This window comes from Niallia sp. HCP3S3_B10, assembly GCF_052064465.1.
GTDB lineage: Bacteria > Bacillota > Bacilli > Bacillales > Cytobacillaceae > Niallia > Niallia hominis.
In genome coordinates this window covers 1-17,544 of the sequence record NZ_JBQHVO010000008.1, presented here as the reverse complement: position 1 = coordinate 17,544, position 17,544 = coordinate 1, and the positions used below count along the sequence as shown (strand labels likewise).

The 17,544-nt window shown below is 35.2% G+C and carries 21 protein-coding genes; 15 read left to right on the top strand and 6 right to left on the bottom strand.

What is annotated here, in order from left to right; genetic code table 11:
* The first annotated feature begins 48 nt into the window (after nt 1-48).
* The 4 genes from hflX (at nt 49) to glnA (ending at nt 4,494) form a co-directional block, all read left to right on the top strand.
* Nucleotides 49-1,323, top strand: coding sequence for a GTPase HflX (hflX, locus tag ACTNDN_RS06025; RefSeq protein WP_441130875.1), 1,275 nt, complete (start codon nt 49-51; stop codon nt 1,321-1,323).
* Nucleotides 1,324-2,592, top strand: coding sequence for an aminotransferase class I/II-fold pyridoxal phosphate-dependent enzyme (locus ACTNDN_RS06020; protein ID WP_441130874.1), 1,269 nt, complete (start codon nt 1,324-1,326; stop codon nt 2,590-2,592).
* A 111-nt stretch (nt 2,593-2,703) separates the two neighbouring features.
* Nucleotides 2,704-3,123 carry a MerR family transcriptional regulator gene (locus tag ACTNDN_RS06015; RefSeq protein WP_031538273.1) on the top strand — a complete coding sequence of 140 codons (420 nt, stop codon included), beginning with the start codon at nt 2,704-2,706 and terminating at the stop codon, nt 3,121-3,123.
* Nucleotides 3,124-3,156: 33 nt separating this feature from the next.
* Nucleotides 3,157-4,494: a type I glutamate--ammonia ligase gene (gene glnA, locus ACTNDN_RS06010; protein ID WP_441130873.1), complete on the top strand. Its 1,338-nt coding sequence runs from the start codon at nt 3,157-3,159 to the stop codon at nt 4,492-4,494.
* Between the two features lie 1,579 nt (nt 4,495-6,073).
* On the opposite strand, the gene ACTNDN_RS06005 is transcribed toward glnA, so the two are convergent.
* Nucleotides 6,074-6,469 (bottom strand): ferritin-like domain-containing protein, encoded by a 396-nt coding sequence (locus tag ACTNDN_RS06005; RefSeq protein ID WP_441130922.1) that lies wholly within the window; start codon nt 6,467-6,469, stop codon nt 6,074-6,076.
* 622 nt (nt 6,470-7,091) lie between these two features.
* Between ACTNDN_RS06005 and ACTNDN_RS06000 the strand changes: the two genes are divergently transcribed.
* The 3 genes from ACTNDN_RS06000 (at nt 7,092) to ACTNDN_RS05990 (ending at nt 8,424) form a co-directional block, all read left to right on the top strand.
* Nucleotides 7,092-7,313, top strand: coding sequence for a WYL domain-containing protein (locus tag ACTNDN_RS06000; RefSeq protein WP_441130872.1), 222 nt, complete (start codon nt 7,092-7,094; stop codon nt 7,311-7,313).
* Nucleotides 7,314-7,472: 159 nt separating this feature from the next.
* Complete coding sequence (locus ACTNDN_RS05995) at nt 7,473-7,595, top strand: hypothetical protein (RefSeq protein WP_441130871.1); 123 nt, start codon at nt 7,473-7,475, stop codon at nt 7,593-7,595.
* Nucleotides 7,596-8,109: 514 nt separating this feature from the next.
* Nucleotides 8,110-8,424 (top strand): CotD family spore coat protein, encoded by a 315-nt coding sequence (locus ACTNDN_RS05990; RefSeq protein ID WP_441130870.1) that lies wholly within the window; start codon nt 8,110-8,112, stop codon nt 8,422-8,424.
* A 117-nt stretch (nt 8,425-8,541) separates the two neighbouring features.
* Here the strand turns inward: ACTNDN_RS05990 and ACTNDN_RS05985 are convergent, their stop codons facing one another.
* The 3 genes from ACTNDN_RS05985 to ACTNDN_RS05975 form a co-directional block, all read right to left on the bottom strand.
* A complete protein-coding gene (locus ACTNDN_RS05985) occupies nt 8,542-8,649 on the bottom strand; it encodes a YjcZ family sporulation protein (RefSeq protein WP_441130869.1) in 108 nt (35 codons plus the stop codon).
* Between the two features lie 313 nt (nt 8,650-8,962).
* Nucleotides 8,963-9,064 carry a YjcZ family sporulation protein gene (locus tag ACTNDN_RS05980; RefSeq protein WP_251629896.1) on the bottom strand — a complete coding sequence of 34 codons (102 nt, stop codon included), beginning with the start codon at nt 9,062-9,064 and terminating at the stop codon, nt 8,963-8,965.
* Nucleotides 9,065-9,304: 240 nt separating this feature from the next.
* Nucleotides 9,305-9,460, bottom strand: a complete 156-nt coding sequence (locus ACTNDN_RS05975) for a hypothetical protein (protein WP_441130868.1) — start codon at nt 9,458-9,460, stop codon at nt 9,305-9,307.
* 327 nt (nt 9,461-9,787) lie between these two features.
* Here ACTNDN_RS05975 and ACTNDN_RS05970 point away from each other — a divergent pair, with 327 nt between their 5' ends.
* The 6 genes from ACTNDN_RS05970 (at nt 9,788) to ACTNDN_RS05945 (ending at nt 15,726) form a co-directional block, all read left to right on the top strand.
* A complete protein-coding gene (locus ACTNDN_RS05970; protein ID WP_441130867.1) occupies nt 9,788-10,369 on the top strand; it encodes a TIGR00730 family Rossman fold protein in 582 nt (193 codons plus the stop codon).
* Nucleotides 10,370-10,416: 47 nt separating this feature from the next.
* Entirely contained in the window at nt 10,417-11,265 is an 849-nt protein-coding gene (locus ACTNDN_RS05965) for a GNAT family N-acetyltransferase (protein WP_441130866.1), read from the top strand.
* A 47-nt stretch (nt 11,266-11,312) separates the two neighbouring features.
* A complete protein-coding gene (locus ACTNDN_RS05960) occupies nt 11,313-11,843 on the top strand; it encodes a YfiT family bacillithiol transferase (RefSeq protein ID WP_441130865.1) in 531 nt (176 codons plus the stop codon).
* Nucleotides 11,844-12,107: 264 nt separating this feature from the next.
* Nucleotides 12,108-14,435, top strand: a complete 2,328-nt coding sequence (locus ACTNDN_RS05955; RefSeq protein WP_441130864.1) for a xanthine dehydrogenase family protein molybdopterin-binding subunit — start codon at nt 12,108-12,110, stop codon at nt 14,433-14,435.
* Nucleotides 14,425-15,249: an FAD binding domain-containing protein gene (locus ACTNDN_RS05950; RefSeq protein WP_441130863.1), complete on the top strand. Its 825-nt coding sequence runs from the start codon at nt 14,425-14,427 to the stop codon at nt 15,247-15,249. The genes ACTNDN_RS05955 and ACTNDN_RS05950 overlap by 11 nt, the downstream gene beginning before the upstream one ends.
* Complete coding sequence (locus tag ACTNDN_RS05945; RefSeq protein WP_349205517.1) at nt 15,250-15,726, top strand: (2Fe-2S)-binding protein; 477 nt, start codon at nt 15,250-15,252, stop codon at nt 15,724-15,726.
* A gap of 47 nt (nt 15,727-15,773) precedes the next feature.
* On the opposite strand, the gene ACTNDN_RS05940 is transcribed toward ACTNDN_RS05945, so the two are convergent.
* Both ACTNDN_RS05940 and ACTNDN_RS05935 read right to left on the bottom strand, forming a co-directional pair.
* Nucleotides 15,774-15,920, bottom strand: a complete 147-nt coding sequence (locus ACTNDN_RS05940) for a DUF4021 domain-containing protein (RefSeq protein WP_349205516.1) — start codon at nt 15,918-15,920, stop codon at nt 15,774-15,776.
* 74 nt (nt 15,921-15,994) lie between these two features.
* A complete protein-coding gene (locus tag ACTNDN_RS05935) occupies nt 15,995-16,558 on the bottom strand; it encodes a CBO0543 family protein (RefSeq protein ID WP_441130921.1) in 564 nt (187 codons plus the stop codon).
* A gap of 156 nt (nt 16,559-16,714) precedes the next feature.
* Between ACTNDN_RS05935 and ACTNDN_RS05930 the strand changes: the two genes are divergently transcribed.
* The gene (locus ACTNDN_RS05930; protein ID WP_268817968.1) at nt 16,715-16,843 is read left to right on the top strand and encodes a hypothetical protein; all 129 of its coding nucleotides are present in this window, start codon (nt 16,715-16,717) and stop codon (nt 16,841-16,843) included.
* Between the two features lie 96 nt (nt 16,844-16,939).
* A complete protein-coding gene (locus tag ACTNDN_RS05925) occupies nt 16,940-17,368 on the top strand; it encodes a cell wall hydrolase (RefSeq protein WP_031539793.1) in 429 nt (142 codons plus the stop codon).
* Nucleotides 17,369-17,544 lie beyond the last annotated feature (176 nt).

Sequence of the window (17,544 nt, the reverse complement as noted above, 5' to 3'; positions counted from 1 at the left end):
TGTTTGCTATAATAGATGAAGTTCGGCATGGAAAGAAGGGTTACATAGTTGAAAGAAACCAAAGTTGATAAAGAAAAAGTAATCCTGGTTGGCTGTGAAACACAAAATGACGCTGCCAGATTTGAATACTCAATGGAAGAACTTGCAAATTTAACGAAAACAGCGAATGGACAAGTTGTAGCAACATTAACGCAAATGCGAGAAAGAATTCATCCTTCTACTTATATTGGCAAAGGAAAAGTAGAAGAATTAGAAACTCTTGCAGAAGAATTAGAAGCAGACTTAATCATCTTTAATGATGAATTATCACCAAGTCAGGTTCGCAATGTATCAAAGAATTTGGATGCAAGAATCATTGACCGGACACAGCTTATTCTAGATATATTTGCATCAAGAGCAAGATCAAAAGAAGGGAAACTTCAAGTAGAGCTAGCCCAATTGCAATACCTTTTGCCGCGATTAGGTGGACAAGGTCTCCAATTATCCAGACTTGGCGCAGGGATTGGGACAAGAGGACCAGGTGAAACGAAGCTTGAGTCAGATCGAAGACATATTAGACGAAGAATTGATGATATTAAAAGCCAATTAAGCGTTATTGTCGAACATCGAGATCGCTATCGTGAAAGACGGAAGAAAAATAGAGCCTTCCAAATCGCATTAGTTGGTTATACGAACGCTGGAAAATCTACTTTGTTTAATCGTCTCTCTGAAGCAGATTCATTTGAAGAAGATATCTTGTTTGCAACATTAGACCCAATGACTAGAAAATTGATTTTGCCAAGTGGCTTTTCGGCACTTATTACGGATACAGTAGGATTTATTCAAGATTTGCCAACAACATTAGTTGCCGCATTCCGGTCTACCTTAGAAGAGGTGCGTGAAGCAGACTTATTGCTTCATGTTGTGGATAGCTCAAATGAGGAATATTATCAGCATGAGGAAACAGTACATAAACTACTAGAAGATTTGGAAATACCTGCGATTCCACATTTAACTGTCTATAATAAAAAAGATTTGGTACATCCGAAATTTGTGCCCACATCAAAGACAGAAAGCATTTTAATTAGCGCTTTTGATAAGGAAGACAGGGAAAAGCTGAAGCAAACGATTGAACAAATCATGATTGAAAATATGGAATATTATGAAACAACGGTTGAAAGCAATAATGGAAGATTATTGTCACAGCTTAAAAATGAGACAGTACTTCGGAGCTTAATTTTTGATGAAGAAACGCAAAACTATTTATGTAAAGGGTATGCCTTAAAAGAACATGCTATATTAAAATATAAAAAGCCGATAGAAGTAGAGGAATGGGAGAAATAGATGTATAAGCAGTTAACATATGGAACACAGCTAGAAACGTTAGTAAATGAAGTGGAAGAACAAATTAAAGAAGTCCATCTATCTATTGATAAAAGAATCGATACCAATCAATTTCGTGTCTTATCAAGCTTTCAAAATCACCGGGTAAGTGAATCACACTTTATTCCATCAACTGGCTATGGATATGATGATAATGGCCGTGACACGTTAGAAAGCATTTATGCGGAAGTATTTGGTGGAGAAGCTGGTTTAGTACGACCACAAATTATTTCTGGGACACATGCCATTAGTACAGCGCTGTTTGGAATCTTGCGGCCAGGCGATGAACTTCTGTATATTACGGGTAAACCATATGATACGTTAGAAGAAATCGTAGGAATTAGAGGCGAAGGTATTGGATCGCTACGTGAGTTTAATATTGGCTATAATAGTGTTGATTTGCTTCCAAATGGGCAGCCTAATTATGAAAAAATTGCTGCATCCATTCATGCAAATACAAAAATGATTGGCATACAACGCTCAAAAGGATATGCAACAAGACCTTCTTTTCCAATTGTGGAGATTGAGAAAATGATAGCCTTTGTAAAAGAGATTAAAGAAGATGTCGTTGTTTTTGTAGATAATTGCTATGGCGAATTCGTAGAAAATCTCGAACCATGCCATGTTGGTGCAGATTTAATGGCTGGATCGTTAATTAAAAATCCAGGCGGAGGAATAGCGAAAACAGGTGGATATATTGTTGGGAAAGAGGAATTTGTGAAAGCATGTTCTTACCGAATGACATCCCCTGGAATCGGAGCTGAAGCGGGTGCTTCGCTTTATAGCCTTCAAGAAATGTACCAAGGTTTTTTCCTTGCTCCACATGTTGTTGGACAAAGTTTAAAAGGAGCTATTTTCACAGCAGCAATGCTAGAGCGATTGGGAATGAACTCCTCTCCTAGCTGGAATACAAAAAGAACAGACCTAATTCAGTCTGTTCAGTTTGATGATAAAGACAAAATGATTGCTTTTTGCCAGGCCATTCAATATGCATCGCCAATAAACTCCCATGTGACGGCATATCCAAATTACATGCCAGGTTATGAAGATGATGTTATTATGGCCGCAGGAACATTTATTCAAGGGGCAAGCATCGAATTAACAGCAGATGGTCCAATCCGGCCACCATATGTAGCTTACGTTCAAGGGGGATTAACCTATTCCCATGTGAAAATTGCGATATGTATCGCGATTAATCGATTATTAGAACAAAAACTGATTACTATTTGAATATAGTAATCAGTTACATGGATTGGGAAGAATTTGTAACATTAGTTGACATCTTTTTTTCCCAATCATATAATGAAGGTGGATTAAATCAATTTAAAGGAGCCGAATGCTATGTCTGGTAGTCAAATTCGTCGATCGATGCCTCTTTTTCCAATAAGTATTGTCATGCAATTAACAGAGCTATCTGCTCGACAAATTCGTTACTATGAAGAACACGAATTAGTGGCTCCAGCAAGATCAGATGGCAATAGAAGACTTTTTTCATTATCGGATATTGATAAATTATTGGAGATTAAAGATCTAATTGATCAAGGAGTAAACCTTGCTGGAATTAAACAAATTTTCTCTGTTCAAGAAAAACAAGTGCTGACAGATGAAGTGAAGAAAGAAGCAGAAAAAGCACGCAGAGAATTATCGGATGAGGATTTACGCAAATTATTGCGCAAAGAATTATTAAATGCAGGTCGCTTTAATAATACTCATCGTCCCTCTATGAGACAAGGAGACATGTCTCGTTATTTTCAAAAATAGATAAGAAGAAACGTAGGGAGTGGAGGAATAGTCGTGGCTAAAAATTACACTAAAGATGACATTAGAAAGTTTGCAAGTGAAAGTAACGTAAAATTTATCCGCTTACAATTTACGGATATCTTAGGAACAATCAAGAACGTGGAGATTCCAATCAGCCAGCTAGATAAGGCATTGGATAACAAAATGATGTTTGATGGTTCTTCTATCGAAGGATTTGTTCGTATTGAAGAATCAGATATGTATCTATATCCTGATCTAAATACATGGGTTGTATTCCCATGGACTGCTGAAAAAGGAAAAGTTGCACGTTTGATTTGTGATATCTACAACCCAGATGGAACACCATTTGAAGGCGATCCTCGTAATAATCTTAGAAGAATATTAAAAGAGATGGAAGACTTAGGATTCACTCATTTTAATCTGGGACCTGAGCCGGAATTTTTCTTATTCAAATTGGATGAAAAAGGCGCACCTTCTCTAGAACTTAACGATAATGGTGGTTACTTTGATTTAGCACCAACTGATTTAGGGGAAAACTGTCGTCGCGATATCGTATTAGAATTAGAAGAAATGGGCTTTGAAATTGAAGCTTCTCACCATGAGGTAGCACCTGGTCAGCATGAAATTGATTTTAAATATGCAGATGCAATTACAGCATGTGACCAAATTCAAACATTCAAATTAGTAGTAAAAACAATTGCTCGTAAGCATGGTCTACATGCAACATTTATGCCAAAACCATTATTTGGTGTGAACGGTTCAGGGATGCACTGCAACCTTTCCCTATTCAAAAATGGTGAGAATGTTTTCTACGATCCAAAAGGTGAGTTAGAATTAAGCGATACAGCACTTCAATTTATTGCGGGCATCGGTAAGCACGCTACTAGCTTTACAGCTATTACTAACCCGACTGTAAACTCATATAAACGCCTAGTTCCTGGCTATGAGGCACCTTGCTATGTAGCATGGTCTGCTCGAAATCGTTCCCCATTAATGCGTATTCCAGCATCACGTGGCCTAAGCACTCGTGTAGAAGTACGTAGCGTGGACCCGGCAGCAAATCCATACTTAGCTATGGCAGCTTTACTTAAAGCAGGACTTGACGGTATTGCAAACCAATTAACTCCTCCAGCTCCTGTAGATAGAAATATCTACATCATGAGCAAAGAAGAAAGAATTGCAGAAGGCATTGTTGACTTACCATCAACCCTAGCGAATGCATTAGAAGAGTTAAAACAAAATGAAACAATGATCGACGCACTAGGCGAGCACATTCTTGTTCACTTTGTTGAGGCAAAAGAGATTGAATGGGATATGTTTAGAACGCAAGTTCATCCATGGGAACGTGACCAGTATATGGAAATGTATTAAGAAAATCTCGTATTATCTATATGAAATTTATCATGATAGCCCCGCTCATTTGAGTGGGGTTTTTGCTAATGAAATATAAATTAATTCCGAACAATACTGATTAAATGCATAACTTATATTATGTTCTCCACTTTAGGGTTATTTTTGCAGAATTTTTACAAAATATATATCTGCACAATTAATAGTTTTGATTTTTCATACCCTATATTGAAAGGACAAGCAATTAGGTTTTGTAAATAACATGATTGCTTGGATGTACCCATTTAATAAGGGGGTGAACTTTATGTCATTTGCAATTTTAGGTTTTGATTAAACTTTTACCATGTTAAATATTGATTTTAATGCAGATTTCAATCTATCTATTGGGGAAGAGACAGAAGCACTTTCTACAACTGTAAAAGCTTAATTAAAAAGCAAAAAGAGGCTGCGAATATATTCGATTGGAATTTATTTGCAGACTTTTTGTATACGTATTGTAAAACGCTAATTATAAAGACTAACTACTCAAAATAAAAAACAGCGGTTTACTTCGCTGTTTCATTCGGTACTAAAATTAAAAATTTGGCTAATCCAAGAAGGAGATATTGTCGTTTATTATACATATCATCTATTCGTTTACAGAAGTTTTTATAAGCAAATTCTTCTTTAGCGTTTTTACGAATTTCTTCAAGGCTTTGCAGGAATTTAATGAGACTCGGTATGTCTTCTCTTTATTTTCATAATCTTCAATTTTCGCTTTCATATTCTCGGGTATATACTTTTCTGGAATTAAAAGGGAAACCGTCGCATTAATTTTTGGTATGTCTATTTGGTTCGATAAAAAAACAAGGTGATTAGCTCCAGAAGCTACAGTATATTTTCTATTAGGAAGTCGCATACAAATGTAAATCGGCAGGGTATTCATTTTGCCAGCCTTTTCATTTAACAGAATTACGAAGTGCTTTGATGTTTTCTCCACTTTTAACTTCGCTAACTGGTATAGAAAGTCCAACTATATCACTTGGGGAAACTGGAACTATATTCAACCGTAATATAGGGTTTATAGGGTTTCACTACTTGATCAAAGAGCATCCATCGTTTTTTAATTAATTTAATCAATGTAAACACCTCCTAATTAAAGCTATTATCACTAGAGGTAGTCTAATTACAAATAAATTTTTATTATACTACTTTCCATTACGACTATGATTAGTGTTCTGATTACAATATGGTTATGGTGTCTGATAAAGTAATCTTCTATGGAAGAGTTAGCAGAGATGAAATGACAGCTATTAGGAAAATTAGAAATGCACTTGTACCATTTTTAACTAAGTAAAATTACAGACATCATTGTACCACTCATATTCGTGTAAAAGAGTAGGTCTTTTTACACGAATATGAGTGGTTTCCTTTTTAGCAAAATGACTATGTCCACATCTACATGCAATAAACTTGGTTATCTTGTTTTCAGTATTACAATATATTAGGATAATTTATATATAATGTTATTTAATGGAATAATTTCACCAAAAGACAGCTAACTACCTTAAGAAGAAACAATATAGATTTTAAAGGGATTTTTTATGGTGTCTCTTTTCTTCTATTTCATAAAATACAAAAACCAAACTGCATGATTTTGTTCATCATGGGCTGCTCTTAAAAACTCTTCTTTTATTTTTACGTTATCGGTATGGTAGGCGATATCTAAATACATATCCACCGTTTCTTGTTCATCATTAAAAGCAAAATCGATACCTTTTCTATAGTCATCTGGGCAGTTTTCAGAAATAATTGGTATATGTTTCTTGCCCGTTAATTGTGTATATAAATTAGAAAAGGTATTGAAATGCCTGATTTCATCATTTCTAATTTCATTAATCACTGTTTTTTCTTTTTTTGTAGGAGCTAGATTCTTTAGCTTTTGATAACAAGCAATAGCAGAATATTCTCCATCAATTGCTTTGGAGATTTGAGAAAGTATATCGGTCTGTCTAATGTGTAATGGTACATTCGGTCCAAGATAATGATAATAAGCATGTGGATCAGATGGCAGTTGTTTAATCGGATAGATTCCATGTCCATAATGAATATGACAGCCTTGATCCGGACAATGTAAAAGTTGATTCCATGGGCCATGGTAAAGAGCGGGGTAACCTTGATAAATTGCCCCATATGGTCCAGTTGTAATGGAGGGTTGCATAATCAATACTCCTTTGTTTTTGATTTATCCTATTCCAATAAAACGGCATTAGATAGTTGTCTTGATTAAAATGGGTGTTTGAATGGCATAAGGGCAAATAAAGAAACATAACAAGTTTATTAAGAGAGGAGAAAATGAGTAAAACTAAAAAGGAATTAATAAAACTTCATGTAACGCTATACAGTTTATTACATCCTTGCAACATTTTAGCGAAATTGAATGGAAATCAGAAATTGCAAAAGGAAATTGGACAATCGCAGAGATAGTTGGACACTTTAAAGCCAGGGATGAGTTTGTTATGAATAGACGAAATCCATACATATATCCTTTTCTGAAAAAACATAAGAACATTCGTTCGTTTATCGCTTGTTTTCGAACGAATGTTCTTATATAATATTTTTAAAGGAGGGAGCTTAGGATGATAAAACAATTAGAAAAAGCGTGGACAGAAAAAAGACCTATAGAGATTATTTACGTGAAAAAAGATGACTCTATATCCCAGCGAACGGTTCTTGTGTATAGAGTAACAGACAAATACATTAAGGCGTTTTGTTTAAGGAAGAAGCAGCCACGCATTTTTAAAGTGGATTCCATCCTAGCTGTCTCTTTTAAGTCGAAATCATTTAAATTGTATGCATAAACAGCTTTTATCTTTGGAGAAGAGATTTTAGTTAATTCAAAAAATTTACAAGTGTTGCTTCTTTCCTGATACATATAATCATAAAGAGATATGCTAAAATAGAAAGAGAGAAAGGTTTCGATTTAAATAAATGTAAGCGTTTTGTTAGGATGAGAAGTAATGGACCGAGCTGCGTTTAGTGAATTTGCGAAAGAGACTATTTTTCAAAGTGTGATTACGATAAAGGGGAATAGGTATTCTGCATTCTTAATTAAGTATCCAGCGTTTTATTTGGATGATTAATATATAAAAGTTAAGTGGAAGAAGATTTTTTTGATTATTCAAAAGAAAAAGTTTGTTGGAGAAATAAAATATAAAAAAACTAAATTTGAAGATACTAGCGTGACAAATAGACCTGCATATTGTAATCTGTCTGCGCTTTCCTTTTTTCTAAACTTTAACCATTGAAGGAGTGGGATAATAAGAAGAAGTGTTCCTATCCACCAATTAAGCATTATAAATGAGTGCTCTTTCCACTCCTGAAAAATTTACTTATTCACATCGATTGATTTGTGGAATGATTCTTCAATAATTTTAGATTTCATAATATCACCCTTTTTAAAAAATTTTTTAACCTACTAGTAAAGATTTATGCGCATTTTTGAGATTATAAAAATGGCCTCTCTTTTTCCTATAGACATTACTCATAGTGTTTCAGCATAATTTGACAAAGAATAGTATAAAAGCTCGGACAAGCTCTTGTTCCTTTCATACTATATATCGTAAGTGAAATTCATAGAGGAAAGGAGCGAAAGTAATGGGTCGCCATAATAATGATAATGTGTTAGGTACTAGTAATAATAATCATGGGAAAAAATGTCGAAATTGCGTTTCTCCAGTAAGAGATGTTGTTCATCCTACTAGAACGGTTGTTCGAACAACAACTAATGAAAAAAGAATCCGTAATATTCATCCAACAGAAGTAATTAATGTAAATAGAACGGTAATTCGTAATGAAAATTATTTTCCAGTAACAGAAAGACAAGTGAACGAAACAGTTGTTGAAGATTTCGATTGTGGTTCTAATGTAAATAATCCAAATAATTGCAGACCGAGAAGAAACTTCTTCTAATCGTATGAAAGAAAAGGTACCCCAATAAACAGGGTACCTTTTCGTATGTATATGTATAATTAAAGGATGATATTTTATGAAAAAAAGAAAGCACAAAAGTGCCTTCTTTTAATGAGATTAATATCCTCCCCAGTAGGAAGCTCCAACGATGATCAACAAAATGAATAACACAACTAATAAAGTAAAGTTATTGTTGTAACCTCCACCATTATAACAGTCTGACATATATGCCACCTCCTTCTACAAGTTACACCATATCTTATGTAGGAAAGAATGAAAGGGAATGGACAAGTAACTAAACGAGGGGAATAAAAGGCTATTTGATTAGAGACTTTTGAACATAAATGGCTTACGGTTGGTGTAATGATAATAATTATTTTAAATTGGAGTCTGGTGACATTCTTTACGAAAACAACTTAATGAAAAGTAAATAAAAAAGTGCCTCAAATAAAGGGATTTCAAGGACACTACCTATTAATGAGTAATAGAAAATCTGTCAATGAATACCAACATTTTGAGACACTTTCAATCAGAAGGATTAATAACCTCCTACATAAGATGCACCGATAATAACTAATAAAATAAATAATACTACGATTAATGCAAAGTTGCTTCCAAATCCGCCTCCATATTCAGACATACTAGTCACCTCCATCTATAGATTTACTATATAATATGGAAGTGATACTAAATAGTGTGGACAAGTTCAATATAATATGTAGAAAAAAGGTCTAAATAAAGAAATAAATATATAAAATGTTATAGTCATTGTATGAAGGCATACATGAATACCATTAGAAATAAATACAAGAATAACGTTTACAATTCTTTTGAAAAATAAGCTGTGATTTAAAAATGACAAAAAGTTAAAAGGATCTGATTAATGAGTGCAAACATCTTCTAAAATGGTAAGTTGAGAATTATGAACAAGTTCTACCTTAAATACATTATAAATATCCCTAATTTCACAATAACCAGTATCATAGCAAAATAAAATTTTAAAGACTTTGCCTTTATACAATACGTTTCCTGACATTTTAATCCTCCTTGATATTAGGTGTACTTATATTGTTTTCTGTCTAATACCCGCTAAATAAAACTCTTAAACCTATTTTTTAAAAATATATTTTATTTTTGAACAATTTAAATCTAGAATTTAATTAGATTCAATAAATGGTGATTGAAATAAGGCAAACACTATTTCTTTTCGTATTCGATTCCAGTTACAATAGAAGGAGGGAGAAAATTTTTCCATTAATCTCTATGTCTTATACTTATTTGCTAGTAAAAGTGGACTCTGCCTAACTAATAGGAAAAGAGTAATGAAAATATTCTCTAAATTTTGTGAAATGGAGGAATCAAAATGAAAAGAATTGCTGTGTTCTGTGGTTCAAGTACAGGAGCTTCTAAAATATATATCGAAGAAGCAATTGCACTAGGAAAAGAATTGGCGAGACGTGATTTAGAGGTTGTATATGGCGGTTCATGCATTGGATTAATGGGAGCTCTTGCTGATAGTATGGTGGAAGAGGGGGGCAAGGTAATTGGCGTACTCCCTGACTTTCTTCAGGAAAAAGAAATAGCCCATCCACATTTAAGTGAATTAATTGTCGTAAAGTCCATGCATGAAAGAAAGGCAAAAATGACAGAGCTAGCTGATGGGTTTATTACACTTCCAGGCGGTGCAGGCACAATGGAAGAGTTTTTTGAAATCTTTACTTGGGCACAGCTTGGTTTACATAAAAAACCTTTAGGGATTCTTAATATCAATCATTATTATGATCCCCTAGTTGGATTAATTAATCATATGGCCAATGCGGAATTTTTACAAGAACAGTATCGGAACATTGCGATAATTGATTCTAATCCATCCCAATTGCTTGATAAATTTTCGACCTATACTCCCCCTAGAATAAAAACATTTATACAGGTGAGTCAGTCTTAAGCTACTTTCATACATAAAAATTATCTGGAGTTTGGAGGAGAACTGTGGTGTTACTTGTTCAAAAGTTTTATGACGTAAATGATTTCAAGCGGGTGATGCTGCCACTTTTAGAAAAGCAAGAAGCGGTTAATGGCTTGCCACTAGGAATCTTAATGAATATAAATGAGATGATTAAGCCTATCATTATGGCTGGGGTCTATAAGGATGAACAACCAATTCTTATGCTGTTTCAGACACATCCTAAACAAATAATCGTCTCTGTTTTTCCAGGGATGACTCCATTGGAATTACCGTTAGTAAGTAAATTAATTCATGAAAGTATAGAAGAAATTCCTGGTTTCATTGGCGAGAAAGTAATTGTGCAAGAGCTTGCTCAAAATATTGCTGCATTACGTCAAGTAAAAATTGTACTGGGAATGGATCAACGTATCTATCAACTAAAAGAAGTGAAAAAGAAGCCATCTAATGTTGGTCGTTTCAGATGGATAACAAGTAGAGATCAGGCGCTAATTCAACAATGGATTTATGATTTCGCACTGTCCATTAATCAGTCGTTAGAAATGGAACAGGCAGGAATACGTGCAGATGAGATTATTCAAGGTGGGAAACTTGCTGGCTGGGAAGTAGATAATCAGTTAGTTAGTATGGCAAATGCAAGCAGACCTACGAAGAATAATATAACGATTAATTTTGTGTATACGCCAGAATCTTATAGAAGAAAAGGCTATGCCACAAATTGTGTTGCAGAACTTTCAGAACGGTTGTTAAAGAGTGGATATTCATCTATTAGCCTCTATACAGATATCACAAATCCAACATCCAATAAGATATACATGGATATTGGCTATGAACCAATGAAAGATTCTATTTTGCTATTTTTTGAGAAGAAAAACTAACTTACTATTAATTTACGATTTTTGTATGATGAAAGGAGAAATGGGGAGTGGATGAAAGGTATCCAATTGGTTTATTTGAATATGAAGGACAGATTTCAGAGGAAGTTTTACATAGATGGATTTCAGAAATAGAGGAATATCCAGCTAAACTTGAGAAAAAAATAGCCCTATTGACAGAGGAACAGTTAGATACTCCCTATCGACAAGACGGCTGGACAATTCGTCAAGTAGTACACCATGTCGCAGATAGTCATATGAACGCATATATACGGACCAAGCTTGCCTTAACTGAACAGAAGCCGAGTATTAAACCATATAAAGAAGAGCTATGGGCACTGCTTCCCGACTATTCCATGCCTGTATATGTGTCCATCCAATTGCTTTCCAATATTCATGCAAGATGGGTTCATTTATTTCGAGCTTTACTTCAGACAAATGAATTAGAGAAGGAATTCCAACATCCAGAAAATGGCAATCAATCTGTTCGATTATTAATCGGAAATTACGCATGGCATGGTCGTCATCACCTCGCTCATATTACGAATCTGTGTGAAAATAAAGGCTGGAAAACGGAATAGTTGTTGAAAAAAAAAGGAGAGAATAAGAAACAATCTTATACCTCCTTTTTTATTTGTTCAAAATAAGGGCTAAGTAAAAGTTAACAGAAATAAAATATTGAATTTATTTTTTCTAATTTCTTTCCTTATCTCATATACATATAAAGATTTGCAAGAAAAAATTTAAATTTTTTTCTAATATCCAAATGATATGAAATTAAATTACTGGTCAGAATGCATACTTCATCATACCAATATTTAAAGATGAAAATGAGGAGGGAAACTGTGACATATATCGGAAAAAGTGTTTTTCGGAAAGAATCCCTTGAAAAAGTGACCGGAAAAGCAAAGTATACAGCAGATTACTTAGCAAATGATGCATTACATGTGGAGATGGTAAAAAGCTCGTATGCCCATGCTACTATTCGTTCCATTGAAATCGAAGAAGCCAAAAAGGTGGACGGTGTAAGGTCAGTCATCCTTGGCGATAATTTACCTTTGATAGGAGAAGAAGTAATTGATCGACCTCCACTTGCTGTCAATAAAGTCCGATATTATGGAGAAGTCATTGCCTTAGTTGTCGCAGATACAATCCCCATTGCAAAGAAAGCAGCCCAACTTATTCACATCGAATATGAGCCCCAGACAGTTGTTAATTCTCCATTACAAGCACTAGAGAAAGATGCACCACTCCTTCATGACAATTTACTCGATTACAAGAAAGACGAAGGGATTTATCCTGTGGAAGGAACAAATATTATCAATCACACAAAGATTAGAAAAGGAGATGTTCAAGCAGGAATGAAGAAAGGGGAAGTGATGGTTGAATCCCATTTTTCTATTCCGATATCTGATCATTCTTCTATGGAAACAAGAGCAGCACTGTGTGAAATTGGAGAAAGCGGAATCGTCCGAATTGTCACAAGCTCACAGGCACCTTATATGGTGAAAAAAATTATCAGTAGAGATTTTAAGGTGGAAACAGGAAAAGTAGTCGTAGAAACGCCATTTGTAGGTGGAGGCTATGGTGGAAAAGCGTCCGTTCATTTGGAAATATTTGCATACCTTGCATCAAAAGCAGTTGGCGGGAGAAAAGTACGTGTATTTAATACGCGTGAAGAAGATTTAACGGTTTCCCCAGTTCATGTTGGCTTAGAAGCGACGGTTCAGCTTGCATGTACAGCAGATGGCAAGCTGACTGCTGCAAAATTGAAGTATGTGTTTGATGGCGGAGCATATGCTGATAAATCGCCTCATCTTAGTACAGCAGGGGCGGTAGACTGTACAGGACCATATAAAATAGATCATGTCTGGTGTGATGCTTTTTGTGTGTATACAAACCATCCCTATGCAGCCCCATTCAGAGGATTTAGCCATGGAGAAGTCCATTTTGCTTTTGAAAGAGCAATGGATATGCTTGCGAAAAAAATAGATATGGATCCTCTATATTTCAGAAAAATCAATGTTATTCATCCAGGTGATACGACTCCGACTCAAGTGGTGTTAACGAGCAGCAAAATAGGAGATGTAGAAAAATGCATAGACCGCTTAAGGGAATTAATGGAGTGGGAAAAGGGTCAATTAGAAGCAATCTCTCAAAATAGGGTCCGTGTAAAAGGAATCTCATGTAGCTGGAAAAACTCAACAATCGGTCCAGCAGTTAGTTCTGGAGTAGTGCTCACCTTTAATTCAGATGGAAGTATCAATCTAATGTCTGGATTAGTCGAAATAGGCACAGGAACGAAAACGGTATTAGCACAAATTTTAGCAGAGCAAATGAAAATGAGTGTGGATCGAATACATGTGCGTATGGCTGTTGATACACAAACAGTACCAGAGCATTGGAAGACAGTAGCAAGTAGAGGAACGTTAATGGCAGGGAGAGCAGTGATGGCTGCAGCAGATGACGCCATTCGTAAACTGAAAAAAATGGGAGCGATTGCCTTAAGGGTTTCAGAAGAGGATTTAGATGTAGCGAATGAAAAGGTATTCTTACGAGATAATCCGAAACAATTTGTGCCATTTAATGACATTGTGTATGGATATACTTATCCAAATGGAAATTCAATTGGCGGACAAATCATTGCAAATGGTAGTTACACATTGACTGGTTTAACTAATTTAGATCCAGAAACAGGTGCAGGAAATCCTGGTCCTGAATGGGCAGTAGCTGCACATGGAATCGAAATTGAAATAGATAGGAAAACATTTCGATACAAAATTCTAAAAGCAATTACGGTCGTTGATTTAGGAGAAGTCCTTAATTACAATGCAGCTCTTGGACAAATAAAAGGAGCCATGAGTATGGGTATTGCCTGGGCAGGCAGGGAAGCTTTTTATTTTGATGAAATCGGTAGAGTTCTAAACCCCCAATTGAGAACCTATCGACCTTTAAGATTTGGTGAACATCCGCAATATGAAGTCGATATTATAAAAACACCTCACTTAGAGGCACCATTTGGAGCAAGGGGAGCAGGGGAACATGGGTTGGTTGGCATTCCAGCGGCGTTAGGAAATGCCCTTTCTCATGCCATAAACACTGAATTGAAAAGTCTACCACTTACACCAGAAGCTATTTGGAGACAATGGAAGGAGGCACATAATGGCATTTGAATATAAACAAGCTTCCACCATTGAACAAGCAATGCAAATATATGCAGAAACAAAATCGCAAAATAGATATCCAGCCTATTATGCAGGCGGTACAGAAATTATTACGCTAAGAAGAATAAACCAATTAAATGTGGATGTCACAATTGATATAAACAAAATAGCAGCATGCAATGTTCACCAGATGGAGGAAGAATACCTTGTAATCGGTTCCTGTATCACATTGACAGACGTAGAAGAAAACAATTATTTTCCCTTATTAACAGTGGTTTGTAAAGAAATTGCGGATCGAACAGCAAGAAATAAGATTACGGTTGGTGGAAATATTTGTGGTGAAATCTTTTATCGAGAAGCAGTACTGCCATTCCTTTTAACAGATAGTGTGTTGGTGCTTGCAAATGAGTCTGGAATCAGAACAGAATTTATCCATCATGTATTTGAGGGAAAATTATTGCTTCAGACGGGAGAATTATTGGTGCAGGCTTTTATTGAAAAACGATATTTGACTCAAGAATATATAGCAATAAAAGTGAGACAGCAGTGGGAGACAGGGTATCCATTAATTACAGTAGCTGCCTTAAAGCTGGATGGTCAAATTAGAGTAGCCATCAGCGGATTATGCCCTTTTCCGTTTCGAGCATTTGAAGTGGAGCGCATAATAAATAATCAAAGCATGAGTAGAGAAGAACGAATCGATTTAGCATTAGCCCATCTCCCTTCCCCTATCCTTAACGATGTCGAAGGTTCAAATGAATACCGATTATTTGTACTTTCTGACCTTTTAGAAAAAATAATTGATCGATTGGAGGGAGTGTAATTGGCGGAAAGTAGACAAAATTTAGTAATCGTAAAACTGCGGATAAACGAGGAAAACCATTCAGTAGTTATTCCTTCATCGAAAACATTACTTGCTACATTGCGCGAAGACCTCTATTTAACAGGTGCGAAGCCAGGTTGTTTCAACGGAGATTGTGGTGCTTGCACCATAATTATGGAAGGGATGCCGATGAAATCTTGCTTAATGCTCGCAGTGGAAGCACAAGGCAACGAGATTATTACGATAGAAGGACTGAATAATAGTCCCCTTCAACAAATATTTATCGAAGAATTTGCTTTTCAATGTGGCTATTGTACACCAGGATTTATTATGAATGGTCATGCACTCCTCCTTAATGAAGCTAATCTTAATAAAGAAAAGATTAAAGAATGGCTGGAATCCAATATATGTCGCTGTACGAGTTATGAGGAAATCGAGAAAGCGATTTTAAAAGCCATCGCTAATCGAAACGGATAAGGAAAATACCTCCTGCATAGCGAACGAAGTATGCAGGAGGCTGAAAATTACATTTTTTGCTGCTTATTTTGCCTATTTAACGCATCTTCTTCCATCGTTTCAGCCATTCCATATAAACCATTCATTTCTTGTTCATCTGCATCCAATCCTAATTTGTTTTGCTGCTTTGTGTCTTTCGCATTGGGATCTTTCATCGTTTTCTCTCCTTTCAAGATTCATTGCTTAGTTTGTGGAAAATGAATAATATTATGTGATAAATAGAACATTCTTATCTAGAAAGATGCTTTTTTATGGTTTCAAAAACTTCTTTTAAGAAAATACCTAGAACAATAAAGCCAATAAATGACTTTGTATGGGACCAATTTTCCCCTAATACGAACATTTTCCTAAGCATAAATAATGGCTCAATAATATAGGAAAATAGGATGGACCAGCATAACGTGGCGAACAAAAAATTTTTCCACGTGCTAAAATATTGATATACAAGCATAGCGGTGATAGGGATTACGACCAAATTAGCAGGAATAAGCGGGGTAATGATGGGGAGTAATTTGTCCGGATAGCTCCATAAGAACATCTCTGTGCCCATAATATCTAAGAGCATGCATAAAATGGCACATACCATTCCATAACAAAATATTTCAAAATAACGTTTTTTATCTACTACTCTCCAAAAAATAAAATAAGGAATTACTGTTGATAGGAAAAGTATCCACCAATTAAAAGAAAATAAATCATGCTGAAACCAATGCTCAATGGACAGATGAAATAATTTTTCTTTTTCGTTATCAATTTCTACATTACTAGGGATGTGCAATAAAAAAAAATTCATATATCTCACCACTTTTACTCCTCCTAAATGGGTAATAAAAAGGAAGATTTTATTAAATTAGTATGAATCAAAAAAAAAAAATTATTAGTTTTTTTATGTATACATAAATTTACCAAATGAGGGGAAGTTAGAGAGTATTAAAGGTGGGGATATGGTATGAAGAAAAAGTGGAAAAAATACAAGGTATATATCATTGGATTATTCTATATTTTGTTTATTAATGGATTAATTGCAGCGAGCTATATAATTGGATTTAAAGAATTTAAAAAACTAATCAATTTTTAACAAAAATCATCACCAAAGTCACTTTTCATCGTAATGTTTCCTATAGGAATAGGATAAGGTATGGAAAAATATGATGAAAGGGTAGGGGGTGGTTAAATGGCAGTCGTACGTGTTACTGATGCGGATATTGACTTATTGGCAAGACTTCTTCGTGCAGAAGCAGAGGGAGAAGGAGAATTAGGCATGTTATTAGTTGGGAATGTAGGGATCAATCGAATGAGAGCAGATTGTTCCGATTTCAAAGGTCTTCGCACTGTAAATGATATGGTTTATCAAGCCCATGCATTTGAAGCAACAACAAAAGGCTATTTTTATCAACGACCAAGAGAAAGTGAACGAAGATTGGCAAGGAGAGTAGTAAACGGAGAATCCTTTTGGCCAGCAAAATATAGTTTATGGTATTTTCGTCCTCCAGGTGATTGTCCTAATACCTGGTATAATCAACCACATGTAGGAAGATATAAACTACATTGCTTTTATGAACCAACAGCAGAAGAATGTGAAAATGTTTATAATACATTCTAAATGGAATAATTAGTTAAAAGGAGTCCTCTTTAGTGAAAAGGACTCCTTTTTTGTATGCTTATTAAAAGCTATAATTCCGATTCATTTGTATGAGTAAAATGTTTGTGGGAGAATAAATATCCTTTTTGTCTAGTTGGGGGACGAGTCCCCCAACTAGACAAAAAGGCCACCAAGCG

Excerpts from the sequence above, each read along its gene's own strand:
- ACTNDN_RS06020 (WP_441130874.1), top strand. The coding sequence starts at position 1,324 with ATGTATAAGCAGTTAACATATGGAACACAGCTAGAAACGTTAGTAAAT.
- ACTNDN_RS06015 (WP_031538273.1), top strand. The coding sequence starts at position 2,704 with ATGTCTGGTAGTCAAATTCGTCGATCGATGCCTCTTTTTCCAATAAGT.
- ACTNDN_RS06000 (WP_441130872.1), top strand. The coding sequence starts at position 7,092 with ATGATAAAACAATTAGAAAAAGCGTGGACAGAAAAAAGACCTATAGAG.
- ACTNDN_RS05995 (WP_441130871.1), top strand. The coding sequence starts at position 7,473 with ATGGACCGAGCTGCGTTTAGTGAATTTGCGAAAGAGACTATTTTTCAA.
- ACTNDN_RS05990 (WP_441130870.1), top strand. The coding sequence starts at position 8,110 with ATGGGTCGCCATAATAATGATAATGTGTTAGGTACTAGTAATAATAAT.
- ACTNDN_RS05985 (WP_441130869.1), bottom strand. The coding sequence starts at position 8,649 with ATGTCAGACTGTTATAATGGTGGAGGTTACAACAATAACTTTACTTTA.
- ACTNDN_RS05980 (WP_251629896.1), bottom strand. The coding sequence starts at position 9,064 with ATGTCTGAATATGGAGGCGGATTTGGAAGCAACTTTGCATTAATCGTA.
- ACTNDN_RS05975 (WP_441130868.1), bottom strand. The coding sequence starts at position 9,460 with ATGTCAGGAAACGTATTGTATAAAGGCAAAGTCTTTAAAATTTTATTT.
- ACTNDN_RS05970 (WP_441130867.1), top strand. The coding sequence starts at position 9,788 with ATGAAAAGAATTGCTGTGTTCTGTGGTTCAAGTACAGGAGCTTCTAAA.
- ACTNDN_RS05950 (WP_441130863.1), top strand. The coding sequence starts at position 14,425 with ATGGCATTTGAATATAAACAAGCTTCCACCATTGAACAAGCAATGCAA.
- ACTNDN_RS05940 (WP_349205516.1), bottom strand. The coding sequence starts at position 15,920 with ATGAAAGATCCCAATGCGAAAGACACAAAGCAGCAAAACAAATTAGGA.
- ACTNDN_RS05935 (WP_441130921.1), bottom strand. The coding sequence starts at position 16,558 with ATGAATTTTTTTTTATTGCACATCCCTAGTAATGTAGAAATTGATAAC.
- ACTNDN_RS05930 (WP_268817968.1), top strand. The coding sequence starts at position 16,715 with ATGAAGAAAAAGTGGAAAAAATACAAGGTATATATCATTGGATTATTC.
- ACTNDN_RS05925 (WP_031539793.1), top strand. The coding sequence starts at position 16,940 with ATGGCAGTCGTACGTGTTACTGATGCGGATATTGACTTATTGGCAAGA.